We start from the raw sequence: 25,229 nt of genomic DNA on the forward strand, positions 1-25,229 counted from the left end.
CTCGTCCCGCACTCGAGTCGGCACCTGCGTGAGGTGGTCGCACCCAGGTATGGGGTGCTCGCACCCGCATGCCGATCGAGCCTGTCAACGGTGCGTGACAGGCTCGGTTCGGCTGGATGTCAGCAGTGTTACGTCACACTTCCGCGTAGTTGAGCTGCGGCTTCGTGTCTGTGGCAGCCGTCGCCGTGGCCTGGCGGGCCGGACGGCGAAGGTATACGGCCCAGGTGACCACGAAGCAGGCACCGTAGAAGGCGAGGAAGGCGACGAAGGCGCCGGTGCCGGAACCGTAGGAGAGGAAGGACTGCCGGAAGGCGAGGTTGATGCCCACGCCGCCGAGCGCGCCGACCGCGCCGATCAGACCCATGGAGGCACCGGAGAGGCGACGCCCGTACGCGGCGGCCTCTTCGCCCTCCAGCCCCTTGGCCAGGGCCTTCGTCTGGAAGATGCCCGGGATCATCTTGTACGTGGACCCGTTGCCGATGCCGGTGAGGACGAACAGCACCACGAACGCGACGGTGAACAGCGCCAGCGACTTCTCCATGCTGGCGGCGATGAGCACCGCGGTCGCGACGCCCATGCCGACGTAGTTGTACAGCGTGATCTTCGCGCCGCCGTACTTGTCGGCCATCCAGCCGCCCACGGGCCGGATCAGTGAGCCGAGCAGCGGGCCGATGAAGGTGACGTAGGCCGCCTCCAGCGGCGTGCGCCCGAACTGGTTCGTCAGCACCTGCCCGAAGGCGAAGCTGTAGCCGATGAACGAACCGAAGGTGCCGACGTAGAGGAAGGACATGATCCAGGTGTGGGCGTCCCTCGCGGCGTCCTTCGCGGCGCCGGTGTCGTTCTTCACGTTCTCGAGGTTGTCCATGAACTGCGCGGCGAGGACCGCGGCCACGACGATCAACGGGATGTAGATCCCGAGCAGCACGCGGGGGCCGCCGCTGGCGCCGATGATCGCGAGCGCGATCAGTTGGATGACCGGCACGCCTACGTTGCCGCCACCGGCGTTGAGGCCGAGGGCCCACCCCTTCTTACGGAGGGGGAAGAAGGCGTTGATGTTGGTCATCGAGGAGGCGAAGTTGCCGCCGCCGATACCGGCGAGGAGACCCACGACCATGAAGGTGGCGAAGGAGGTCCCCGGCTTCATCACGACGAAGGCGGCGATGCTGGGGACGAGGAGGAGACTGGCCGAGATGATCGTCCAGTTCCGCCCGCCGAAGATCGCTACCGCGAAGGTGTAGGGAACTCGGACGACGGCTCCGACCAGCGTCACCATCGACGTCAGCAGGAACTTGTCCGCCGGGGTGAGCCCGTACTCCGGGCCCATGAAGAGCACCAGCACGGACCACAGGGTCCAGATCGAGAACCCGATGTGCTCGGAGAGGACCGAGAAGAAGAGGTTGCGCTTGGCGACCTTCTCTCCGGTCTCCTTCCAGAAGGTCTCGTCCTCCGGATCCCACTGCTGGATCCATCGGCCGCCCCTGCTAGGGGGTGCGGGGGCTGTGCTCGGGGCTGTCATGACGCCTCCACGGTGTACCGGGGCTCGGGTGGTTCGAGGGAGTGGCTGAGTCCCGACGGTAGGGAGGGCGCGTTTCCGGTCTGTGGCACTGGGTGACCGGAAGGGAACTTTGCTCTCACCGAGCGTGCAGTGGGGATGAGAGGTCTCGGAACGTTATGTGACCTGGCCCGCGGAGGCCACGACGTCAGTGGTGTCTGCCGTCGCGGCCGCTCGTCCAGGTCACGACATCAGCGGTGTCTGGCGTTACGGCCGCCTCCCGACCCGTCCGGCCACAGCCTCGGCCGTCTCTTGGCCGCCACGTCCTCCATCCAGCCGAAGGCCAGGATGCAGCAGGCGGTGAGGGCCCAGACGACGACCAGCAGGGGCCAGGAGCTCTCCAGCAGCCAGGGGGCGTGCTCCTCCAGCAGCGGGACGTTCCACAGGTGGTCCCACAGGGACTCCGCGACCACGATGCACACGTTGTGCCACAGGTAGATGGTCACCGCCCGGGAGTTGAACAGGGTGACCAGCCGGTCCCAGCGGCGCAGCGGACGCGGCCACTCGGACCAGGAGGGGCTGAAGTGCAGGAGCAGCAGCACGGTGGCGAAGGACCACAGGGACTGGGCGAAGGGGATGTCGTCGAGGTCGTGGTTCGGTCTGAAGCCGTGCGTGAGCATGTACCAGAGGCCGATGCAGGCGACCACGGGCGCGAGCGAGGGCACGACGTAGCGCGGCAGGCGTTGCAGGATGCCTTCCTGGTGGGCCATGCCGAGGAGCCAGCAGGCGCCGAACGCGCCGAAGTCGACGAGGTTGGAGTCGAGCCGCCAGCTGGGCACGTTGAGCCAGCCGAACTCCAGGGCCGCGGACAGGGCGATCGGCGACAGGATCGTCGGCCAGGGCAGCGCGCGCAGCGCCTTCAGCAGGAACGGCGACAGCAGGACGAACCACAGGTAGGCGCGGATGTACCACAGCGGTACGGCCAGTTGTTCGGACCATTCGCTGCCGATCAGCCCGTGGATGCCGGGCACACCCTCGCCGTACGGCGGGTCGCTCAGCGGCAGGATCCAGAAGGAGAGGTGGATCCACCACCAGGCCGGATGGCCCTCGGAGTCCGGCCCCCAGCCGCCGAGCAGCATGCCGGACACCCCGATGGTGCCCAGCAGCCACAGCGGCGGCAGCAGTCGGCGCATACGGCCGCGGACGACCTGCACCGCGGGGCGCTTGCCGAGGGAGCGGGCCATGAGGTTGCCGGCCAGAGCGAACATCACGCCCATGGACGGAAACACCACGGGGAGCCAGGCCCAGCCGAACAGGTGGTAGAAGACGACCCGGCCGAGGGCGATGGCCCGCAGCAGGTCGAAGTAGCGGTCGCGGCCCGGAGCGGCGGCCGGCCGCTGCTCGGGCACCTCGCCGGGCTGTTCCTGAAGGGCGGGCTGTGTGGGTGCCGTACTCATCCCACCGGCCTCCTTTCCGCGACCTTCCTGCCCTGCACGGGCACGTTCGGCGGCGCCGACACCCCGCCCATGCGCCGCAGCTTCTGCCAGCGCAGCCGGCCGCCGGTGAGGGCGGTGATCCAGGACTGGAGCAGGACGACGTACATCAACTGGCGGTAGAGGATCTGTTGCAGGGGCAGTGAGATGAGCGGGGTCAGCCGCTCGCGGTCCAGGACGAAGGAGTACATGGCGCAGGCCGCCTGGATGGCGAGGACGCCGAACCAGGCCACGATCGTCTTCTCGGTGGGGCCGAAGACCAGGCCGTAGATGAGGAACACGTCGATCAGCGGGGCCAGCAGCGGCGCCAGGACCATGAAGAGGGACACCAGCGGCAGTCCGACCCGGCCGAAACGGCCCGACGGGCCCCGGTCGAAGAGGGCACCGCGGTGTTTCCAGATCGCCTGCATGGTGCCGTACGACCAGCGGTAGCGCTGGGACCACAGCTGCTGGACGGACTCCGGGGCCTCGGTCCAGGCGCGGGCGTTCTCGGCGTAGACGACGCGCCAGCCGTCGCGGTGGATGGCCATGGTGATGTCGGTGTCCTCGGCGAGCGTGTCGTCGCTCATGCCGCCGACCCGTTCCAGGGCCGTGCGCCGGAAGGCTCCGACGGCGCCCGGGATGGTGGGCATGCACTGCAGGACGTCGTACATCCGGCGGTCCAGGTTGAAGCCCATCACGTACTCGATGTGCTGCCAGGCGCCGATGAGGGTGTCCTTGTTTCCGACCTTCGCGTTGCCGGCGACCGCGCCGACCCGGCGGTCCCCGAAGGGCTGCACGAGTTCGCGGACCGTGGACGGTTCGAAGACGGTGTCGCCGTCCATCATCACGACGAGGTCGTACCGGGCGTTCGCCACGCCCCGGTTGAGGGCCGCGGGCTTGCCCGCGTTGAGCTGGCGGACGACACGGACGCCCGGCAGGGCGAGTTCCTCCACGATCCGGGCGGTGCCGTCGCTCGACCCGTCGTCGATGACGACGACCTCGATCGGATGGTCGCTCTGCATCAGTGAACGCACGGTGCTCTCGATGCACTTGGCCTCGTTGTACGCCGGGACCAGCACCGACACCGGTTCGGTGACCGGCGCTCCCCAGCTGAAGCCGCGGCGGCGGACCCGACGGACGTGGATGCCGGAGAGCAGGAACATCAGGCCGAAGCGCGTGATGACCAGGAAGCCGATGCCGGCGAGGCAGACCACCAGGACGGCGGCGATGTTGTCCGAGGCCTGCACGAGGAAGATCCAGGCCTTGCCCTTCCACAGGTCGACGCCGGTGACCGGGGTGGCGGCGCTGGGCGCGTCGAGGGCCTCGGTGAGGTTGTCGAACTCGTAGCCCTTGGCCTGCATGTCGGGCAGGAAGCGGTCGAGTGCCTGCACGGTCTGGTGGCGGTCACCGCCGGAGTCGTGCATCAGGACGACGGCGCCCTTGCCGCCCTTGGGCGTGGCGTTGCGGACGATCTGCGCGACGCCCGGCTTGCGCCAGTCCTCGCTGTCGGTGTTGTTGACGACGGTGATGTAGCCGCGGGTGCCGATGTATTCGGTGACCGGCCAGGACTTGTTGTCCATGGCGTCGGCGAAGGAGGAGTACGGCGGCCGGAAGAGCGAGGTGCGGATGCCGGCGGCGCCGGTGATCGCGAGCTGCGTCTGGGACAGCTCCCAGTCGATGCGCTTCTGCGACTGGTAGGAGAGGTCGGGGTGGTCGAACGTGTGCAGGCCGACCTCGTGGCCCTCGTCGACCATGCGCTTGACCAGGTCCGGATAGCGCGAGGTCATGGTGCCGGTGACGAAGAAGACGGCGTGCGCGTGGTGCTTCTTGAGCACGTCCAGGACCTTGGGGGTCCAGGTCGGGTCGGGGCCGTCGTCGAAGGTGAGGACCATCCGGTGGTCGGGCACCTTCAGGGTGGTGGTGCGGCCGCCGCGGGTGTCGATGACCGGGCCCCCGTCGAGTATCTTCTCGGGCACCTTGTCGGTGGAGGCCTCGGGCTGGATGCGGTGGTCGGCGAGGATCTCGCTGTGGACGTAGCCGCGCAGCATCAGCATCGCCATCAGCGCGACGAGGACCAGCAGCGGCAGCAACAGACGCATGGGCAGGCGGCGGCGCCGGGAGCCGTCGGGGGCTCCGGTCGCGGCCCCGGGACGGCGGGTTCGGGATGCCATCAGAGGTTGTGCTCCGGGGACGGGGATGCCATCGGACGATGGACACCGGGGACGGGGGTGCCACCAGACGATGAACACCGGAATCGGGGTGCGTCCACGGGGAGCACCGGTTCGACGGACGGCCACCTGCGACCGCGCCCCGCCGACCGGCGCACACCGCGACGCGCGGCCCTCGCACGACGTACGCGGACGCGCGCGGTGTCGTTGTGCGGTGGGCGTTCGGAGCGGGGGCGCCGTTCGGTCGAGGACGTCGGGAGCGGTGGGGTCATCAGGTGACGGGAACTGCGGTCGACGCCGGAGCCGGCGCGGGGTCGGCGTGCGACTCCGTGGCGATGGGCGTCGGGTCGCTCGGGCCCTCGGCCACCGGGCCGGTGCCGGGGGCCGGGCTGTCGCTGGGGCCCGCGGTCTCGGACGGCGTGGGCGTGGGCGTTGTTCCGGGATCGGTCGGCGTCGGGGTGGCCGCCGGGCCCGTGGCCGCCGACGAGGTCCCCGTCGGCGTCGGGGTGGACACCGTCGGACCGGCGACCGGCCCCTTCGGGGTGCCGGTCGGGCTCGTCTTCGGGGCCGCCGAGGTGCCCGGCTTGGCGGGGCTGGTGGTGGCACCGGACGCGCTGGCGCCGGGTGTCGGAGCGGTCGCGCTGCCCTGACCGGTCGACGGGCTGGTGGAGCCGGGTGAGCTGCCGCCCTTGCCGGCGCGCGTCGCCGAGTCGGTGGGCGGCTTCGTGCTCTCCACCTTGCCGGCGGGCTTTCCCACCTCCTGGCCCGGCACGGGCAGCCAGGGCGCGTTGGAGTTGCCGGACAGCAGGGTGGCGACGATGACGACGGCGTACACCCCACAGGCCACGCCGACGGCGATGCCTATCCGGCGGTACAAGCGGCTGCGGCGACCCGACTCGTCCACGAAGACGGGACCGTCGGAAATGTCCTGACCACCGCCCGGCCCGTCGTCGCTCCTGGCCTGCTTTACGAGCAGGTCCTCCAACTGCTGGCCGATGCCGTCCAGTTGCACCGTCACCTCATACGGATCATGGGCGGGGTCGCTGCCATCGCGTCCATTCCCGCCATACAAGTCGTGGCTGGAAGCCGACCCGCCGGGCTCCTCCCACGGGTCCCGCACGGCGGCGGGCAGCCCAGCGGGCTCGAGTCGGTCCTTGGACGTGCCGGGCGACGCGAGGACATCGGCGCCGCCGGCCCGGCCCGGGTCCGGGACCCCCCGGGCATGTCGGCCGAGTCTCTTCGTCCTGCCGGTCAACGAGGCGGAGCGGACGCTCTGGCTCGGGATTCCGTTTTCGCCCATCACGGGGCCCTCGGCCCCTCTGGTCTCCGGAAAGACCTGGTTGCGGCCCTCTGGAGCCGAGGGCTCCTGGGCCGACGCGACCTCGGGCCATTCCGGTTGGGCTTCTTCTTGCCAGTTCTTCACTTGCACGCACATCCCCCCACGGGACAGGTCCAGGCGCGCGTTCGACCTCAGCACCCGTCGGTCGAGCCGAGCCCCCACCCGGTTCGAGCGCCCCGTTTATCACACTGTGCTCAGGCGTCGAATGTAGCGCAAGCGGAGGTTCTGTGTTGGCATCGTGTCAATAACGAGTGTTCATCAAGGCCAAATCAGTGGCTGAAATCCGACCCTCGACGGTTCGTTCAAGCCAACGCTTCTCGACCGACAGTTCGACCGCCGCCCGGCGCGGCGCGGCAAACCCTGGATGCACCAGCCCCTTACGCCACACCAGTGACACGAGTGACCACGGAACGGGAGCGATCAGTGGTCGCGTCACCGTCGCGGGCATGGCCGGAAAATCCACCACGGCGAGGACCGGCGTCCGGGCCTTCGCCGTGATCCGCTGGAACTCCTCGTCCCCCACGGCGAGCGGAACGGGGGGGCGCGACTTCCACGCCCCGCCCCTCGAACAGCGCCCGGGCCGGGCCGGCCCACTCCGGCGTGCGCGGATTCCCGGCGCCCGCATACAGGACCTCACCGGCGAGGGCGCCGACCGGCACCGCCTCCAACTCCGCCGGCGAATGATCCTCGGGCAGCACGACCGCCATCGCCTCGAAGCGCACGGGCCGGTGCTCGAGGCCCGCCCGCAGCACCGGATCGAGGCGAGTCAGCCGACCGTCGACCCGTCCGGCCGTCGAATCGCTTCCCTCCCCCGTCCCCCCAATTCCGACGCACCCCATTGACGCCGCAACAGCCGCAACATACGTTCGCCCGTCGAAGCGCTTCGACGTCGCGCATCGAATCGATTCGATCGACGCTGCGTGACGTTCCGACACCCATCCGGCTCCCCTGGAGGCACAGGATGTCAACGGCACGAAGGCGTAGGACGGCGGTCATGGCGGCGATGCTCGGCGGGGCGCTGCTTCTGACCTCCTGCGGCGGCTCGGACAGCGGGTCCGGGGACGGCAGGACGCTGAGACTGTGGCACTACGAGGCTCCGAACAGCGCGATGGGGCAAGCCTGGAACGCGGCCGTCAAGGAGTTCGAGGCCACGCACCCGGGCGTGAAGGTGGAGTTCGAGGCGAAGGGCTTCGAGCAGATCCAGAAGACCGCGCAGATGGTCCTCAACTCCTCCGACGCACCCGACCTCATGGAATACAACAAGGGCAACGCGACGGCGGGCCTGCTCTCCAAGCAAGGGCTGCTGACCGACCTGACCCCCGAGGCGACGAAACGCGGCTGGGACAAGAAGATCGGCAAGGGCGTCCGCACCACCAGCGTCTATGACACCGAGGGCGTCATGGGCTCCGGCAAGTGGTTCGGCGTGCCCAACTACGCCGAGTACACGATGGTCTTCTACAACAAGGACCTCTTCGCCAAGTACAAGATCCCCGAGCCGAAGACCTTCGACGAACTGACCGCCGCGATGGACAGGTTCGTGGCCGAGGACATCACCCCGCTCGCCAACGCGGGCGCCGAATACCCCGCCCACCAGTACCTCTACCAGCTCGCTTTGTCGAAGGCCGACCGCGCCTGGGTCGACGCCTACGAGCTCTACAAGGGCAAGCCCGACTTCCACGACGCGGCCTGGACCTACGCGGCGGAGACCTTCGCCGACTGGGTGAAGAAGGGCTATCTGAGCGAGAACTCCACCAGCGCGAAGGCGGAGGACGCCGGAGTCTCCTTCCTCCAGGGCAAGTCACCGATCCTGTTCTCCGGCAGCTGGTGGTACGGCCGCTTCCAGGACGAGGCGACGTTCGACTGGGGCACCTTCCTGTGGCCCGACTCGAACCTCACCCTCGGCTCCGGCGGCAACCTCTGGGTCGTCCCCAAGGGCGCCGAGAACAAGGACCTCGCCTACGACTTCATCGACATCACCCTGTCGAAGAAGATCCAGAACCTGCTCGGCAACAAGGGCGGCGTCCCGGTCGCGGCGGACGCGAGCGCCGTCACCGACCCCCGGTCCAAGACCCTCATCGACCACTTCAACACCCTCTCCCGCCGCGACGGCCTCGCCTTCTACCCGGACTGGCCGATCGCCGGCTTCTACGACGTCCTCGTCTCGGAGACCCAGAAGCTGCTGACCGGCAGCGAGAAACCGGACGGCTACCTGGACGCGTTGCAGGAGGCGTACGACAAGAACGCGCCCAAACGATGACGGTCACCGTCGAACGCGGCGGGCGGGTGGCCGGCAAGCAGGACCGCACCGGCCCTCCGCGCCGCCGCCCCCGTGACTCCTACGCCCTGTTCCTGCTCCCCGGGATCCTCGCCTTCCTGGTCGTGATCGTCGTCCCGTTCCTGATGAACACGGGCGTGAGTTTCACCGACTGGCAGGGCGTGGGCTCCCCCGGCTGGTCCGGGCTCGCCAACTACCGGGCGCTGCTGGACGACTCCGAGTTCTGGGCGTCCTTCCGGCACAGCCTCTTCATGGTCGTCGCGATGGCGGCCGTACCGACGGCGATCGGGCTGGTCCTGGCGGCCGCGCTGTTCGACTACGTCGGCAAACACTTCGGCGACAGGATCACGGCTGTCCTGCGCGCCTGCTTCTACCTCCCCCAAGTGCTGCCCATCGCCGTGGCCGGCATCGTCTGGAGCTGGATCCTCGCCCCGGACAACGGCTCCCTCAACGAACTCCTCAAGGCCGTGGGTCTCACCAGTTGGCAGCAGGACTGGCTCGGCGACCCGGACCTCGCGCTCTACAGCGTCATGGGCGTGATGGTCTGGGTCCAGCTCGGCTTCCCGCTGGTCGTCTTCATGGCGGGCCTCGGGCGCGTCGACCCGCAGCTGTACGAGGCGGCCGAGCTGGACGGCGCCGGCTGGTGGCGCCGCTTCCGGCACATCACGCTGCCGCAGATCCGCCCGGAGATCTACGTCGTGCTGACCTGGTGCACGATCGCCGCGCTCAAGGTGTTCGGCGCGGTGTACGTCCTCACGAAGGGCGGCCCGGGCGGGGCGACGAACGTTCCCTCCTACTTCTCCTTCACCACGTTCTTCGAGAAGACGCAGGTCGGCTACGGCGCCGCGATCTCCACCGTGCTCACCGTGATCATCCTGCTGTTCTCCCTGATCGGCCTGAAGCTCCAGACCCGCGCGGAGGACGCCGAGGAAGGGACCCGCGTATGACGACCGCGCTCCGCCGCTATCCGGTGCTGGTGGCCCTCTGCATCGCGGCCCTCTTCATGGTCGTCCCGTTCGCGATCGTCGCCGTCAACGCGGTCAAGTCCCCCACCGAGTACGCCCAGAACGGCCCGCTCAGCCTGCCCGAGGGCCTCTACCTGGACGGTGTCAAGGACTTCTGGGAACGCGTCGACTTCGGCCAGAAGCTGGTCAACTCGGCGCTGATCAGCGGCGCGGTGGCGGTGCTTGCGGTCGTCCTGTCGGTCCTCAACGCCTACGCGATCGGCATCGGCCGGATCAAGGGCCGCACCTGGGTGCTCGCCTTCTTCGTGCTCGCGAACATGCTGCCGCAGGAGGCGCTGGTCTACCCGATCTACTACCTGAGCAAGGAGGCCGGTCTCTACGACACCCGGCTGAGCGTGATCATCGTGTTCACGGTGATCCAGGCGGCCTTCGGCACGTATCTCCTCTCCTCCGTCCTCGGCCAGTTCCCCCGGGAGATCATCGAGGCCGCCCGGATCGACGGGGCGAACAAGTGGCAGGTGCTGTGGCGGATCGTGGTCCCCGTCAGCCGCCCCACCCTCGGCGTGCTCCTGGTCTTCTTCTTCATCTGGACCTGGAACGAGTTCCTGCTCCCCCTGGTCATGCTGATCTCCAACGACAACCAGACCGTGTCGGTGGCCCTCGGCGTCCTCCAGGGCCAGCGTCTGATGGACGCCACGATGACCAACGCGGCAGCCCTCCTGGGCGTCCTGCCCGCCCTCGTGTTCTTCCTCGTCTTCCAGCGAACCCTCACCCGCGGCATCGCCGTCGGTGCCGTGAAGTAAGGAACCCCCACATGAAGTTCACCGACGGCTACTGGCTGCTGCGCGAGGGTGTCACCGCGGCCTATCCGGTCGAGGTGCTCGACGTCACCGCGCAGGACGGCGCGCTGGAGATCCACGCGCCGACCCAGCCCATCCGCCACCGCGGCGACCTGCTGAAGGGACCGGTCGTGACGATCAGCGCCCACGCGCCGATGCCGGACGTCATCGGCGTCACCTTCACCCACTTCGACGGCGAGCAGCCGCGCGGCCCGGAGTTCGAGGTCACCCACGAAGACGTCCCGCCGCAGGTGGCCTACGACGACGAGCACGCCACCCTGACCTCCGGCGCGCTGTCGGTCCGGGTGGCCCGCACCGGCTCCTGGCACGTCGACTTCCTCGCCCACGGCCGCACCCTCACCTCCAGCTCCACCAAGGGCATGGGCATCATGCGGGACGCCTCGGGGCACTACCTGCGCGAACAGCTCAACCTCGGTGTGGGGACCTCGGTCTACGGCCTCGGTGAACGCTTCGGCCCCCTGGTGAAGAACGGCCAGGTCGTCGACATCTGGAACGCCGACGGCGGCACGGCGACCGAGCAGGCGTACAAGAACGTCCCCTTCTATCTGACGGACGCGGGCTACGGCGTCTTCGTCGACCACCCGGGCAAGGTGGCCTTCGAGGTCGGCTCCGAGGTCGTCTCCCGGGTGCAGTTCAGCGCCGAGACGCAGCAGTTGACGTACTACGTCATCTACGGCCCGAACCCGAAGGACATCCTGCGCAAGTACACCGCCCTCACCGGCCGCCCCGCCCTCCCGCCGCCCTGGTCCTTCGGCCTGTGGCTGTCGACGTCCTTCACCACGTCGTACGACGAGGAGACCGTCACCTCCTTCATCGAGGGCATGCGCGAGCGCGAACTGCCGCTGTCCGTCTTCCACTTCGACTGCTTCTGGATGCGCGAGTTCAACTGGTGCGACTTCCAGTGGGACCCGCGGGTGTTCCCGGACCCGGAGGGGATGCTCGCGCGGCTGCACGCGCGGGGCCTGCGGGTGTCCGTGTGGATCAACCCGTACATCGCCCAGCGCTCCCCGCTGTTCGCGGAGGGCAAGGCACTGGGGCACCTGCTGAAGCGGCCGGACGGCAGCGTCTGGCAGTGGGACCTGTGGCAGCCCGGCATGGCGCTGGTCGACTTCACCAGTCCGGCGGCCCGCGAGTGGTACGCGTCCAAGCTGGAGGCGCTGCTCGCACAGGGTGTCGACTGCTTCAAGACGGATTTCGGCGAGCGGGTTCCCCTCGACGTGGTCTGGTCCGACGGCTCCGACCCGGAGCGGATGCACAACTACTACACGTACCTCTACAACCGCACGGTCTTCGACGTGCTGCGCAAGCACCGGGGCGAGGAGGAGGCGGTCGTCTTCGCCCGCTCGGCGACCACCGGGAGCCAGAAGTTCCCGGTCCACTGGGGCGGCGACTGCGAGGCGACGTACGAGTCGATGGCCGAGTCCCTGCGCGGAGGCCTCTCCCTCGGGCTCTCCGGCTTCGGCTTCTGGAGCCACGACATCGGCGGCTTCGAGGGCACCCCGACCCCGTCCCTGTTCAAGCGCTGGGTGGCCTTCGGACTGCTGTCCTCCCACAGCCGCCTGCACGGCAGCTCCTCCTACCGCGTGCCCTGGCTGTTCGACGAGGAATCGGTCGGCGTACTGCGGCACTTCACCCGGCTGAAGCTGCGCCTCATGCCCTATCTGTACGAGGCCGCGCGCACCGCCCACTCCGAGGGCGTGCCGGTGATGCGGGCGATGGTGCTGGAGTTCCCGGACGACCCCGGGTGCGCGCACCTGGAACGGCAGTACATGCTCGGCCCGGACCTGCTGGTCGCGCCGGTGTTCAGCGACGAGGGCGATGTCTCGTACTACGTGCCCGAAGGCACCTGGACCCACTTCGTGACCGGTCGGACGGTGACCGGGCCGCGCTGGGTGCGTGAGAACCACGAATTCATGAGCGTGCCGCTCCTCGTGCGCCCGGGAGCCGTCATCCCGGTGGGTTCGGTGGACGACCGGCCCGACTACGACCACGCCGACGGGGTCACGCTGCGGGCGTACGGCCTGGAACGGGGCGACCAGGTGACGGTACGGGTCGGGGACGTGACCTTCACCGTCGTACGCGAGGGGGATCTGCTGCGGGCGTCGTGCGGTGACCCGGCGGCGCCGTGGGGGCTGGCCGTCGGTGAGCGCGAGGTGCGGGCGCGGGCCGGGACCGGGTTCCTCACGGTGGAGTGCGCCTGATGGTGAAGATCACCGACGTGGCGCGGCGCGCCGGGGTGTCCCCGAGCACCGTGTCCTACGCGCTCAGCGGCAAGCGCCCCATCTCCGAGGAGACCCGGCAGCGGGTGGAGGCCGCCATCCGCGAGCTGGGCTACCGGCCCCACGCGGGCGCCCGGGCGCTGGCGAGCAGCAAGTCGAACGTGCTGGCGCTGGTGGCGCCGCTGCGGGCCGGCATCCATGTGCCGGTGATGATGGAGTTCGCGGTCTCGGTCGTCACCACGGCCCGGCGCTACGACCATGACGTGCTCCTCCTCACCCAGGAGGAGGGCGAGGAGGGCCTGCACCGGGTCGCCGACACGGCACTCGTGGACGCGCTGATCCTGATGGACGTACAGCTGCACGACCCGCGGCTGCCGCTGCTGCGAGCCCTGGAACGGCCGTCGGTGGTGATCGGGTTCCCCGCCTCCTCCACGGACCTGACCTGCATCGACCTCGACTTCAAGGCGGCCGGCGAGGCGTGCGTGGAGCATCTGGCGGGCCTCGGACACCGGGTGGTGTCGCTGGTCGGGTCGCCGCCGCAGGTGTACGTCCGGCAGACCGCGTTCGCCCAGCACGTGGTCCAGGGCTTCACCGCCGCCGCCGACCGGCACGGCCTCGCCTCCTCGGTCCACCCGTGCGAGGCGGTCCCCGGTGGCGCCGGCGCGGTCGCCGAGCAACTCCTGCGCGAACAGCCCGCGCTGACGGGAGTCGTCGTCCACAACGAACCCTTGCTGGAGCCCCTGATCGACGCCTTCGAGAAACTCGGCCTACGCGTCCCCGGCGACCTCTCCGTCACCGCCATCTGCCCCGACGAACTCGCCGAGTCCGTCCGCGTACCCGTCACCTCGGTCGCCCTTCCGTCGGCGGAGGTGGGCACGCGCGCGGTGGAGCTGCTGATGCGGAAACTTGACGGCGACACGGACGTACCGGAGGCGACCCTGCTGGCACCGCGGCTGACGGAACGGGCGAGCACGGCGCGGCGGACGATCGCGTGAACAGACCTTCACATTCTGTGCCGCCCAACTCCCCTGGACGTACTGGTCATCCACGGCGAATCCCGGCGGAGAATCGCTAGCATGGCCACGGATGATGAACGCGGTGACGGGGGTGGGGCATGGCACGCGACGAGCGTGACGAGGACTGGCTGGATCTGGCGGACGCCATCGAGGTACTGCGGTCCCAGTTGTCGGAGGCCCAGCGCCGCGGTCAGGACTCCTCCCTGCGCTTCGTGCTGGGTGAGATCACGGCGGAGTTCGAGATCGAGCTGGTCCGGGCGAAGAACGGCGGCGGAAGGCTGCGGTTCGGTGTCGTGGAGGCGGACGCCCGAGGCGAACGCTCGGCACGGTCCACCCAGCGCGTGACCCTACGGCTGAACCCGGAGCGGCGCGATGGCGGAGAGGTGTCTGTGGGCGACGTCGAATAGTCCGGGGACGGGTTCATGGAGCAGGAACAGGTCGTCAAGGTCCGCAGCAGAACCGTCGGCACAACCCTGAGTACCAGCTTCGGCAGTGGCTACCTGATCGCGCCCCGGCTCGTCCTGACCGCCGCGCATCTGCTGCCACCGGACGAACACGGCGAGATCACGGTGTCCCTCCCGGACTCCACCGATCGGTTCCCCGCACAAGTGGTTTGGCGACGGCACGACGAGACCGTGGACGCCGCCCTGTTGGAGATCCCCGAGGCCGCCCGGGACTGGCCGACGCCGAGAACCCTGCGCGGTGCTCCGTACCGCCACCCCCAACGCTGGGGCCGGTGCGTGACGGGCGGCACCGAGCTGCGGGCCATCGCGACAGGATTCCCCCGGCAGGAGCGCACCACGGACCGCCGGAACCAGACGGCACTGGCCGGCCGGGTCAGGCCGCACGGTGGCGCGACCTTCGAGATCCTCGACGACATCGGGCTGGTGGAGGCCGACGTCTCGGAGCTCGACGCCGAAACCGCCGCGAGGACCACCCCATGGTCCGGGATGTCGGGCGCTGCCGTCTTCCTGCTCGGCGAGAAACTGCTGCTGGGCGTGGTGCGAGCAGACCGCCGGCCGCGTCAGGGCACGCGGCTGCGGTACACCCGCAGCGACGACCTGCTGGCCTGTCCCGACTTCCGCGCGGCCGTCCGCGCGGCGACCGGCGCCGACCCGCAACTCGAAGCGGCCGAGTTCACCGGCCTGCTGGAGCCGGCGCCGCCCAGACGGGACATGCTGTCCCCCATCGCGCTGCTGCGGGCCGACGCCGAGGTCGTCTCGTTCCACGGCAGGCAGGACACACTCTCCGACCTGGAGGAGTGGTGCCGGACGGATCCGTACGGTCCCCTCGCTGTCCGGGTACTCACCGCTCCGGGCGGGCAGGGCAAGACCCGGCTGGCGCGGCAGCTGATGGCGCGGATGCGGGACCAGGGCTGGGTGGTCGGACAGCTGTCCCACGAGCCCCGTGACCTGCACGCCCTGGGCGCGGTCCAGTATCCGTTGCTGCTGGTCATCGACTACGCCGAGACCCGGCCCGAGCTGGTCAGGAAGCTGCGGGAGCAGACTCGTCAGGCCCGGCATCCGGTGCGCCTGCTGCTGCTCGCCCGCTCGCTCGGCTCCTGGCAGACCAGGGCCACCGGCGCCCTGCCCGAGACCAGACTGCATGCGCTCAGCCCCGGCGCCGCCGACCGGGAGGAGGCGTTCCGGACGGCGGTCCGGGACATCTCCCGCCACCTGGCGGAGGTGATCGGCGGGACGGACGTCGACTGGCCCGCTCTCGCCGACGCCCTGACGGCCGCCCGCCCCGCGGCGGGCCCTGGGGCGCAGACGGCACTGACGGTGCAGATGGAGGCGCTGGCCGCGCTGCTGCGCCGTGTTCGGCCATCCCAGCGGGACGCGAGGACGCTGGAGGACGAACTCCTGGACCACGAGAGGACGTACTGGCAGGAGACCGCCGACGGGTGGGGCATGGGGCCCCGGGGAAACAAGCTCCTCGAACCGGCGGTGGCGGCGGCCGTGCTGTGTCCCGCGCAGGACGAGCAGGAGGCCCGGGCGACCATCGAACGGCTGCTGCCCGGTGAACTGCCGGGACACATCACGGACATCACCGCCTGGCTGCGCGACCTGTACCCGCCGCCCGAGGGCCGGTACTGGGGTCAACTGGAGCCGGACCGGCTGGCGGAGTACCACGCCTCGGAGCAGATCGTCGCCGACAGGGGGTTGCTCAGGAGACTGTTCGGCCGAGCCACGGACCACCAGCGGGTGCAGACCCTCACCGTGCTGGCCCGCTCTGCCGTGGCCCACAGCAACCAGGGCCGCGCGGCCATGGCACACACCGTCATCGACCTGCTGGGCGAGGCGATGCGCTCCGTCCCCGGCTACGCACCGCTGACCGCCACCGTGCTGCGCGCCCACTCGGACGCGCTGCCGGAGCAGTCCCACGTCCTGCGCGACCACGCGCTCGATGTCGCCCGCGAACTGAGCCGCCTGTGCCACGCCACGGGAGACGCCCCGCAGGCACGACGTGACCGCGCCTGGGCGCTGCACAACCTGGCCGAGCGTCACCAGGCGGTCGGCGACTGGGAGGACGCCCGGGAGGCAGCCGCCGCGGCCGCGGCGCTCCGCGAGGACCTGGCCCACGACGGGACGCTGACGCTCCGCACGGAGTGGGCCGACTCGCTGCTGGTGCTGTCGCAGGCCTGCGGCATGACCGGCCGTCTGATGGAGGCGTACGACGCCGGCGACCAGGCGTTGAGCCTCTTCCGCGCGCTGGCGGAGGAGGACGGCGAGGAGCGGGAGAAGCGCGAGCGCGGACTGGTGCGGGCACTGATCAACCAGTCACAGGCGGTCTGGCAGCTCGACCCGAGCGCGATTCCCTTCGACCAGATCGCCCGGTCCGACGATCACACCGAGGAGGCCGTCCGGCGCGCCCGAGCACTGGTCTCCGCGTACCCCGAACTGGACCCGCTCCTGCTCGTCAGGGCGCTGACGGAGCGAGGCACGAACCTCTGGCGCCTGCAACGGCATCCGGAGGCACTGGCGCTGGGCGAGGAGGCGGTGAAGGCCTCTCGCCGGTTGGCCGAGGAGAACCCGGACGCGTACACCGCCGACCTCGCGCGCGCTCTGATGGGCCTCGCCGTCGACTACAGCGCCGCCTCTCGGCCCCGCGGCGAGGCCATGGCGCTGGAACGGGAAGCGATCGAACTGCTGCGCCCGCTGGTCGGGGAACTTCCCGGAGTCCACCGCTCCACCCTGGCGCAGACACTGCACAACCTCGCCCTGGGACAGTCCCAGGAAGGGGACGCCGCGGCGGCGCGGGAGTCCATCCGAGAGGCCATCGAGCACCGCAGGGCCCTGGCCCGCGACCCGCACGGCGTCGCGGTGCCAGGCCTCGCCCGTTCGGTCAGTGTGCTCGCCGGTTTCCACGAGCGCACGGGCGACGACGCGGCGGCGGCCGAGGGCTTCGAGGAGGCCCTCGAGATCTACGCGCACGCCCCTCTGCCGCTCAACGCGAGCAATCTGAACGCTCAATCCGGAACCGCTCTGGATCTCGCCCGCGCCTACGACGCCCTCGGCCGCCCGACAGAGGCGGCCGCTCCCCTGGGGCAGGCCCTTGCCATCCGGCGGCGCCTCAGCGAGTACGCCCCGAGCCTCTACACGGAGGGGTATGCCAGCAGCCTCCACGACGGTTCCTACCTGTACTGGAAGCACGGCCGTCCCATCGCGGAGCGCATCCTGCTGCGCCAGGCCCTGCCGCACCACCGCCGCATGGCCCTCGACAGCGAGGAGGGGCGCGAGTGGCTGGCCATCTGCCTGCATGACCTCGGCGCCAGCTACGCGAGGTCCTCGGTGACGGTCCACCGGGCGGTTCCCGCACTGCGGGAGGCGTACGAGCTGCGTGTGGAGCTGGCGGCCAGGGACGCTCGGTACGAGGCGGGCCTGGCCGCCACCTGCGCGGAACTGGCAGGAGCGTTCCTGTGGACGAGCCGCTTCCGCGACTGCCTCCCGATCGCGGAACACTCGGTACGCCTTCGCCGCAAGCTGCTCGTCGCGGACCCCGACAGCCAGGAGCAGCCTCTCTGCTACGCCCTACTGCGGCTGGCCCAGGCGCAGGCGATGGCGGGGCACGCCTTGGCGGCCTGGCGCACCGTACTCGAGGGCGAGGAGCTCTGCCGGGCGCTGACCGATCGTCCCGGCCGGTCACCGGAGCAGAACGCCTTCCTCCTCCGGCAACTGGCCCAGGCGTTGAGCCTGTGCGGCCGGCACGACTTTCGCCGGGCCGTCCGGGCGGTGGAACCGGCCCGGCGGGCCGCTCGCATCTTCCGGAACCTGGTGGATCAGGACCCGCACCAGGCCCAGGCCCAGGCCAACCTGAGAGGGGCCCTCACCCTGCTCACCAGGGTTCTGGACCGCATCGGCCGTCACGACGAGGCCGTCGAGGCACAAATGCGCAGAGGAGCATGACGCCATGACAGCACCACGTGAAGAGGGGCAGGACGAGTCGCTGGACGACATCCGGCGCGACGAGGAGAACGCCGCTCGCCCGGCAGAGCTCTTCTACGGGAACGTCAATGAATTCGTCACCGAGCGGCTCATCTACTTCGTTCCCTGTCCCGCTCCTGGCTCGGGACGGGTCTGGTGCTCGGAGTGGTACCGGCATGCCGCGGCGCTGTCCCGGCTGGACTCGGTCTGGCGGGCCTGGGAACACCTGCGCTTCGACCCTGCCACGGGCATGTCGAACTGGTGGCTCCACCACGCGGACCCACATCTTCGCGCCCTGATGGACCCCGTCACAGGACCGTTCGGCGGGTGCGTCGACGGCCACCGGAGCCAGGAGCCGCTGCCGGTCGAGACCCCGCCGGACAGTCTGTTCACGGACCAGAGGGGGCAGCTGGGCGCAAACGATCCGTTCGCCCTCGGCTGAGCCGTCCTCGAGTAGGGCGAAGGTCCGGTCCGCGCGGTGGCGGGCGTCGGCGCCCCGGCCCAGGAGACGAGGTTCAGCCGAGCCCCCAGGCCCGTCCGAGCCGGTACGCGGCACACAGGTTCACGTCGAGGAGGTACGCCCCCGCCGTCCCGCACTGCTCGCTCCCGCTCCCGGGATCGACGGGCTGCCCGTGTCCCATCCCGGTGACGCTGTACGTCTCCACGACGGGGTGCCCGCCCGCGTCCTGGAAGACCTGGTGGGGATACCCGGCCACGGTGTCGCTGACGTCGGCGGTCCGGTCGACCCCGTGGACGTCGGTCCACTGACCCGTCAGGTCGGTCATGTTGACGGGCTTCACGGTGTGGTCGGCGGTGCCCTGGAAGACGGTGAGCGTGGGCCAGGGGCCGCCGTACCCGGGGCGGGCGGCCCGCACCCGGTCGCCCCACTGCCGCGGGGTCTGGGTGGCGCCGACGTACATGCAGACGTACGGCGACCCGGCGGCCTGCGCGCATCCGTACGGCAGTCCGGCGACGACGCCTCCGCCGGCGAACTTCTCCGGGTACGCCGCCATCATCACGGCGCTCATGCCGCCGCCGGCGGACAGCCCGGTGACGTAGACCCGCGAGGCGTTGCCGGAGACGTCGGCGAGTTGCCGGTCGACCATCTGCGCGACGGACGCGGCCTCTCCCCGACCCCGCTCGATGTCGCCGCTCTGGAACCAGTCGAAGCAGCTCGACGCGTTGTTGGCGGTCTGCTGCTGCGGCAGCACGACGGAGAAGCCCCAGCGGTCGGCGAGCTGGAGCCATCCGCTGCCGGTGCCGTAACCGGAGGCGTTCTGCGTGCATCCGTGCAGCGCGACGACGACGGGCCGGCCGACGGGAAGCCCGTCGGGGACGTACCGGAACATGCGGAGAGCACCGGGGTTGGTTCCGAACCCGGCGACCTCCTGGAGGGAGGCGGCCTCGGCCCGGCCAGGGGTGAGAAGGGTGGCGAGGAGGGCGAATAAGAGGGCCGCCAGATGGAGAGGGCGGCGTGCGGCTCTGGTGTCTGTGTCTGTCATGAGGAGGGACCGTAGAGGCGTGAACGGCCCGTCGACATGGGGCGACACACCACAACGAGCGGGGCGCGCGTGTTCGCGCATGACACAGGCCCCGCCGCTCGGAAGCGACGGGGCCTGTGCCCACATGGGATGAGTGGAGATGGCGGGAATCGAACCCGCGTCCAACGGTGCGGAATCAGGGCTTCTCCGTGTGCAGTTCGCTGTGATTTTCTCAGCCCCGGCGATCACGCGAACAAGTCACCGACGGGCTCAGTCACTGTTTGGTTTCCCTCTTCACCCCGTGACCGGGATCAAGGTTTAGTCCCCTAGCTGATGCCAGGATCCGGGTCGGGAACAGCCCCGGGCTGACACTCCGTTAAGTGCGGAGCAGTAGCCTAGTTACCTGAGATCAGGCAGCGATGGCGTACTGCGACTGCACGGGAGAATCGCTCTTGATAGTGGCGATTATTTTTTGCGACATATGGTTTACGAGATCATTGCCGCTTCCTCGACACGCTTCCCCTGCTTCGACAGCCGCTGTCGAAACCGATCATCCCCATGTTGATTTTTCAATACGCACACCGGGCTCGCCGGTGTTGGTGCCATCGTACGTGACCAACGCGGGACGATGCCACCGCATTCCCGGCGGTCCGCCCTACTGGGCGGCGCGCTGCTTCCGCTTCGCCGCCGCGATCGCCCGGTCCGACTCCCGCCGGTCCTGCTTCTCGCGAAGGGTCTGGCGCTTGTCGTACTCCTTCTTGCCTCGCGCGAGGGCGATCTCCGCCTTCGCGCGGCCGTCCCTGAAGTACAGGGCGAGGGGCACGATCGTGTGACCCGTCTCCTGGGACTTGGCCTCCAGCTTGTCGATCTCCTCGCGGTGCAGCAGCAGCTTGCGCTTGCGGCGGGCGGAGTGGTTGGTCCAGCTGCCCTGGTGGTACTCGGGGATGTGGGCGTTGTGGAGCCACGCCTCCCCCCTGTCGATCTGGACGAAGCCGTCGGTCAGCGACGTCCGTCCCTCGCGCAGCGACTTGACCTCGGTGCCTGTGAGGACGATGCCGGCCTCGTAGGTGTCGACGATCGCGTAGTCGTGCCGGGCCTTCTTGTTCTGGGCGACGATCTTGCGCTTGCCGCCCTTCTCGCCTTCTCTGGCCTTCGCGGCCGTCCCGCCCTGCTTGGCCTGGGACTCCTTCGGTACGTACATTCCCTTGCTCATAGTGCGGCCCATTTTCGCACTACGGAGGGGGTTTACGCGAAGCCCATTTACAGGGGGGTGGGCGAGGAGGAGGCCCGCTACCGCCCCAGTCCGCTCAGCACCGTCCCGGCCCGCTCGAGGACGTTCCGCTCGACGTCCAGGTCGGGCGTGATGCCGTGGCCGTCGACCCCGCGGCCTGCCGGGGTGCGGTAGTGCCCGACGGTCAGCTCCGCGACGGAGCCGTCGGGCAGCCGGGTCGGCATCTGGACCGAGCCCTTGCCGAAGGTGCGGGAGCCCACCACGACCGCGCGACCTCGGTCCTGCAGGGCACCGGTGAGCAGCTCGGCCGCGCTCATCGTGCCCCCGTCGACGAGCGCGACCAGGGGTCTGGAGGTGTCGCCGCCGGCATGGGCGTGCAGGGCGCGCTGGTCGCCCTCGACGTCGTACGTCGCCACCAGGCCGCCGTCGAGGAAGGCGGAGGCGGCGGTGACGGCCTCGGTGACCAGGCCGCCGGAGTTGCCGCGCAGGTCGAGGATGATCCCGGCGCCGGCCGGAGCCTGCCGTACGGCGGCACGGACCCGGTCGCCCGAGCCCTTGGTGAAGGCGGAGATCTTGATGACGGTGGTGTTCTCGGCGGGCGTGCACACGGTCACGTCGTCCGTGGACAGGCGGGCCCGGCGCAGGGTCTCGCTCCACGCGCGCGTGCCGCGCTCCAGACCGAGGCGGACGGTCGTACCGGCGGCGGCCGTGGCGTCACCGCGCAGCAGCGAGACGACGTCGGTGACGGGGCGCCCGTCGACCTTCCTCCCGTCGACGCTGCGCAGTCGGTCGCCGCGGTGGATCCCGGCGGCGGCCGCGGGCGAGTCCGACAGGACCTTGGTCACCTCGATACGGCCGTCCCGCTCGCGCCGCGTCCACAGGCCGACTCCGGTGTACTGGCCGTCGAGGGCCTCCTCGAACTCCTCGTACTCACCCTGGGAGTAGACGGCACCCCAGCGGTCCCCGCTGCGGCTGACCGCGCGTTCGGCGGCCTCCATGGGGGACTCGCCGTCGGCCATGGCCTTCTCGGCGGCCTTCGCCACCTGCTCGTGGCGGCTCGCGGAGGCGGCCGACAGGGTGGGGTCGGAGGCGGGTTTCCGGTCGCGGACCTCGGAGTTCGGGAAGGAGCCGGTCGCGGCTCCGGCGACGAGAACACTCGCGAAGACCAATGTCAGGGCGGCCCCGCGGCCGATGCGGCGGGGCTGACAGAACAGGTGTCGGCCTGACATGCCGGTGAGTCTAGGACAACGCGAAGGGCCGTACGGTCCGTTGACCGGACGGCCCCCTTGGCATGCGTCACACCTTCAGGTACTTGCGCAACGCGAAGAACGCGGCCAGCGCGGGCATCAGCAGACTCGTCGCCAGGATGAGCGGCAACTTCGTCAGGACCGCGTCCCAGCCGATGAAGTTGATCAGGTTCAGCTTCTCGGACAGGGCGAGGCCGTGGTCGATGAGGAAGTATCTGGCGATCACCAGGAACCCGCACGCGACCGTGCCACCGATGAGTCCGGCGACGGCGGCCTCCATGATGAACGGCGCCTGGATGTAGAAGCCCGAGGCACCGACCAGGCGCATGATCCCGGTCTCGCGCCGCCGGCTGAACGCCGAGACGCGCACGGTGTTGACGATCAGCATCAGCGCGACGACCAGCATCAGCGCCATCACCGCCCGCGCCGCCCAGTTCATGCCGTTGAGCAGCCCGAAGAGGTTGTCGAGGATGCCCTTCTGGTCCTGCACCGACTGCACGCCGTCCCGCCCGTCGAAGGCGGTCGCGATGACCTGGTACTTCTCCGGGTCCTTCAGCTTGATGCGGTACGACTCCTGCATCTGGTCCGGCGTGAGGGAGCTGGCCAGCGGGGAGTCGCCGAACTGCTCCTTGTAGTGCTTGTACGCCGCGTCCTGCGACTCGTACGTCACCGTCTGGACGACCGACATCTTGCCGAGGTCGGACTTGATCTCGGTCTTCTGCTCGTCGGTGACAGCGCCCTTGGCGCAGTTGGGGTCCGACTCGGCGTCGCTCTTGTTGCAGAGGAAGATCGAGACGTTGACCTTGTCGTACCAGTAGCCCTTCATCGTGCTGACCTGGTCACTCATCAGGAGTGACCCGCCGAACAGGGCAAGTGACAAGGCGACGGAGACGATGACGGCGAAGGTCATCGTCAGGTTGCGGCGGAGACCGACACCGATCTCCGACAGAACGAACTGGGCGCGCATGGCGGCTTCTTCAGGCCTTTCCGTGAACGTCTGCGGGGCGGTCGGTCAGTGCTGGTAGCCGTAGACGCCGCGTGCCTGGTCGCGGACGAGACGGCCCTTCTCCAGCTCGATGACGCGCTTGCGCATCTGGTCCACGATGTTCTGGTCGTGCGTGGCCATCAGCACGGTGGTGCCCGTCCGGTTGATCCGGTCGAGCAGCTTCATGATGCCGACGGAGGTCTGCGGGTCGAGGTTGCCGGTGGGCTCGTCCGCGATCAGCAGCTTGGGCCGGTTGACGAACGCGCGCGCGATGGCGACGCGCTGCTGCTCACCACCGGACAGCTCACCGGGCATCCGGTCCTCCTTGCCGCCGAGCCCGACGAGGTCGAGCACCTGCGGAACGGACTTGCGGATCTCGCCCTTCGACTTGCCGATGACCTCCTGCGCGAAGGCGACGTTCTCCGCCACCGTCTTGTTCGGCAGCAGCCGGAAGTCCTGGAAGACCGTCCCCAGCTGGCGACGCATCTGCGGCACCTTCCAGTTGGAGAGGCGCGCGAGATCCTTGCCCAGGACGTGCACCTGACCATGGCTGCTGCGCTCCTCGCGGAGGACCAGCCGCAGGAAGGTGGACTTTCCGGAGCCGGAGGACCCCACGAGGAACACGAACTCGCCCTTCTCCACTTCCAGGGAGACATCCCTGAGTGCGGGGCGGGTCTGCTTGGGGTAGACCTTGGATACGTTGTCGAATCGGATCACGGATGCACCACGGGTCGCCGGGGGTAGATGAGCGTGACCCTACGCGAACCGGGTAGCGGACCGCAGTCACCGGTCTGGGTTACGTAAGAGATGTGCGTTTTGTGCATGCCCCGGCTCCATGGGACCCCGCGCTGAATCCCCGGGAACCTGGCACAGTGGAGGGGGAACGTTCGCGTTCCTGTAGGCGTTGTGTACATGGAACCGGTGCAAGGAGGGCGAGCGCATGACGTACGACCGGCTGGTGTGCGCTAACTGCGCGGCGCCTGTGAGCGAGGGTCGGTGCCCCGTGTGCCGTGCGAACCGCGAGCGGCTGCAGCAGGACAACCTTTTCGCGGGTGTGAACCCCATGGCACTGATCGCGCTGCTCGCGGTCCTGATCGCGGCGGTCGCGCTGCTGGCGCACCAGACCGCGTAGGACGCGCTCCGAGGATGCGCTTGCCCTGAGGCGCCCGGAAAGCGACGGAAGACACACGAAGGGCCCGGAGCGTCCCCCACTCCGGGCCCTTCACCGTACTCAGTGCGTACGGTCAGCGATCAGTCGGCCACCTGGCGTCAGGCGGCCGCGCCGCCCCGGCCGCCCATGAGGCGCGGCAGGATGCGGAAGCCGATGCCACCGGCGATCATTGTGGCGGCACCGATCACCAGGAAGCCGGTCTGCGCGGCACCGGTCTCGGCGAGCTGCGCGCCACCGCCCTGGGCCTGGGCCGACGTGTCGGCCGGGGTGGTGTCCGAGCCGGTCTCGGTGAGGGCCGAGGAGCCCTCCTCCTGCGGGGAGGTGCCGGAGCCGCCGTCGGGGTCGGCGTTGTTACCGCCGCTGGCACCGTTTCCGTTGCCGTTCCCGTTGCCGTTGCCATTCCCGTTGCCGTTCCCGTTGCCGGGCTCGGTCGGGTCGGCGGTCGGGTTGTCCGTCGGCTCCTCGGTGGGCTCGGTGGGCTCCTCCGTCGGCTCGGTCGGGTCGGTGGGGTCGAGCGTCGGGACATCCGTCGGCACGTCCGTCGGGACGTCCGTGGGAATGTCCGTGGGGATGTCCGTGGGCGGGTCGGTCGGCGCGTCGCCGAGGCCGGTGTCGACGTTCACGCCGACCCCGCTCGAGTCCACGTTCACGCCGATTTCCAGCGCGGACGCCGCACCGGCGGCGGTCAGCGAGGCACCGGCCGCGATCACGGCACCGGCGGCTATGCGCGCGATCCGGATCCGCGTCTTCTTTGTCATATGGTTGCTACCCCCAGTAGCTCATCGTCAGTGAGGCGGCGCTCGGGGCTGTGATCGACGGAGGAGGTAGCTGCAACTCAGGCCCCCCGGTTCACATGCGCCCCAGAGATACGCATGCCGAGC

19 protein-coding genes, 1 other RNA gene and 1 pseudogene are annotated in these 25,229 nt (G+C 69.6%); 9 read left to right on the forward strand and 12 right to left on the reverse strand.

Annotation, left to right across the window (positions count from 1 at the left end; genetic code table 11):
- Positions 1–133 precede the first annotated feature (133 nt).
- The 5 genes and pseudogenes from OHA64_RS19045 to OHA64_RS19065 all read right to left on the reverse strand — a co-directional run.
- Positions 134–1,516, reverse strand: a complete 1,383-nt coding sequence (locus tag OHA64_RS19045; RefSeq protein ID WP_405614533.1) for a nitrate/nitrite transporter — start codon at positions 1,514–1,516, stop codon at positions 134–136.
- A gap of 227 nt (positions 1,517–1,743) precedes the next feature.
- Positions 1,744–2,949, reverse strand: coding sequence for an acyltransferase (locus OHA64_RS19050; RefSeq protein ID WP_405614535.1), 1,206 nt, complete (start codon positions 2,947–2,949; stop codon positions 1,744–1,746).
- A complete protein-coding gene (locus tag OHA64_RS19055; RefSeq protein WP_405614537.1) occupies positions 2,946–5,138 on the reverse strand; it encodes a polysaccharide deacetylase family protein in 2,193 nt (730 codons plus the stop codon). Before OHA64_RS19055 ends, OHA64_RS19050 begins: the two co-directional genes overlap by 4 nt.
- A 268-nt stretch (positions 5,139–5,406) precedes the next feature.
- Complete coding sequence (locus tag OHA64_RS19060) at positions 5,407–6,153, reverse strand: hypothetical protein (protein WP_405614539.1); 747 nt, start codon at positions 6,151–6,153, stop codon at positions 5,407–5,409.
- A gap of 562 nt (positions 6,154–6,715) precedes the next feature.
- A pseudogene (locus tag OHA64_RS19065) lies at positions 6,716–7,295 on the reverse strand (LysR family transcriptional regulator); the annotation flags it as partial.
- A 140-nt stretch (positions 7,296–7,435) separates the two neighbouring features.
- On the opposite strand from OHA64_RS19065, the gene OHA64_RS19070 reads away from it, so the two are divergent.
- The 8 genes from OHA64_RS19070 to OHA64_RS19105 all read left to right on the forward strand — a co-directional run bounded on the left by OHA64_RS19070 (position 7,436) and on the right by OHA64_RS19105 (position 18,675).
- Entirely contained in the window at positions 7,436–8,731 is a 1,296-nt protein-coding gene (locus tag OHA64_RS19070; protein WP_405614541.1) for an ABC transporter substrate-binding protein, read from the forward strand.
- Positions 8,728–9,696, forward strand: coding sequence for a carbohydrate ABC transporter permease (locus tag OHA64_RS19075; RefSeq protein ID WP_405614543.1), 969 nt, complete (start codon positions 8,728–8,730; stop codon positions 9,694–9,696). The genes OHA64_RS19070 and OHA64_RS19075 overlap by 4 nt, the downstream gene beginning before the upstream one ends.
- Positions 9,693–10,517, forward strand: a complete 825-nt coding sequence (locus tag OHA64_RS19080; protein ID WP_405614545.1) for a carbohydrate ABC transporter permease — start codon at positions 9,693–9,695, stop codon at positions 10,515–10,517. Before OHA64_RS19075 ends, OHA64_RS19080 begins: the two co-directional genes overlap by 4 nt.
- Before the next feature lie 11 nt (positions 10,518–10,528).
- A complete protein-coding gene (gene yicI / locus OHA64_RS19085) occupies positions 10,529–12,775 on the forward strand; it encodes an alpha-xylosidase (protein ID WP_405614547.1) in 2,247 nt (748 codons plus the stop codon).
- Positions 12,775–13,788 carry a LacI family DNA-binding transcriptional regulator gene (locus OHA64_RS19090; protein ID WP_405614549.1) on the forward strand — a complete coding sequence of 338 codons (1,014 nt, stop codon included), beginning with the start codon at positions 12,775–12,777 and terminating at the stop codon, positions 13,786–13,788. Before yicI ends, OHA64_RS19090 begins: the two co-directional genes overlap by 1 nt.
- A gap of 119 nt (positions 13,789–13,907) precedes the next feature.
- The gene (locus tag OHA64_RS19095) at positions 13,908–14,216 is read left to right on the forward strand and encodes a trypco2 family protein (RefSeq protein WP_405614551.1); all 309 of its coding nucleotides are present in this window, start codon (positions 13,908–13,910) and stop codon (positions 14,214–14,216) included.
- Positions 14,217–14,231: 15 nt separating this feature from the next.
- Positions 14,232–18,215, forward strand: coding sequence for a trypsin-like peptidase domain-containing protein (locus OHA64_RS19100; protein WP_405614553.1), 3,984 nt, complete (start codon positions 14,232–14,234; stop codon positions 18,213–18,215).
- Between the two features lie 4 nt (positions 18,216–18,219).
- On the forward strand, positions 18,220–18,675 hold the full coding sequence (locus OHA64_RS19105) for a DUF4913 domain-containing protein (protein WP_405614555.1): 456 nt from the start codon (positions 18,220–18,222) through the stop codon (positions 18,673–18,675).
- A gap of 73 nt (positions 18,676–18,748) precedes the next feature.
- On the opposite strand, the gene OHA64_RS19110 is transcribed toward OHA64_RS19105, so the two are convergent.
- The 6 genes from OHA64_RS19110 to ftsE form a co-directional block, all read right to left on the reverse strand.
- Complete coding sequence (locus OHA64_RS19110; RefSeq protein ID WP_405614557.1) at positions 18,749–19,735, reverse strand: alpha/beta hydrolase family esterase; 987 nt, start codon at positions 19,733–19,735, stop codon at positions 18,749–18,751.
- Between the two features lie 131 nt (positions 19,736–19,866).
- Positions 19,867–20,272: a transfer-messenger RNA gene (ssrA, locus tag OHA64_RS19115) on the reverse strand.
- 97 nt (positions 20,273–20,369) lie between these two features.
- Positions 20,370–20,915 carry an SsrA-binding protein SmpB gene (smpB, locus tag OHA64_RS19120; RefSeq protein ID WP_030947328.1) on the reverse strand — a complete coding sequence of 182 codons (546 nt, stop codon included), beginning with the start codon at positions 20,913–20,915 and terminating at the stop codon, positions 20,370–20,372.
- A gap of 89 nt (positions 20,916–21,004) precedes the next feature.
- Positions 21,005–22,174, reverse strand: a complete 1,170-nt coding sequence (locus tag OHA64_RS19125; protein ID WP_405614559.1) for a S41 family peptidase — start codon at positions 22,172–22,174, stop codon at positions 21,005–21,007.
- A 67-nt stretch (positions 22,175–22,241) separates the two neighbouring features.
- Entirely contained in the window at positions 22,242–23,159 is a 918-nt protein-coding gene (gene ftsX / locus OHA64_RS19130; protein ID WP_405614561.1) for a permease-like cell division protein FtsX, read from the reverse strand.
- A 45-nt stretch (positions 23,160–23,204) separates the two neighbouring features.
- Positions 23,205–23,894 carry a cell division ATP-binding protein FtsE gene (gene ftsE / locus OHA64_RS19135; protein ID WP_389157974.1) on the reverse strand — a complete coding sequence of 230 codons (690 nt, stop codon included), beginning with the start codon at positions 23,892–23,894 and terminating at the stop codon, positions 23,205–23,207.
- Positions 23,895–24,117: 223 nt separating this feature from the next.
- Between ftsE and OHA64_RS19140 the strand changes: the two genes are divergently transcribed.
- On the forward strand, positions 24,118–24,309 hold the full coding sequence (locus tag OHA64_RS19140) for a hypothetical protein (protein ID WP_405614564.1): 192 nt from the start codon (positions 24,118–24,120) through the stop codon (positions 24,307–24,309).
- 137 nt (positions 24,310–24,446) lie between these two features.
- Here the strand turns inward: OHA64_RS19140 and OHA64_RS19145 are convergent, their stop codons facing one another.
- The gene (locus tag OHA64_RS19145) at positions 24,447–25,106 is read right to left on the reverse strand and encodes a hypothetical protein (protein WP_405614566.1); all 660 of its coding nucleotides are present in this window, start codon (positions 25,104–25,106) and stop codon (positions 24,447–24,449) included.
- Positions 25,107–25,229 lie beyond the last annotated feature (123 nt).

It is taken from the genome of Streptomyces sp. NBC_00076 (assembly GCF_045041235.1).
Lineage (GTDB): Bacteria > Actinomycetota > Actinomycetes > Streptomycetales > Streptomycetaceae > Streptomyces.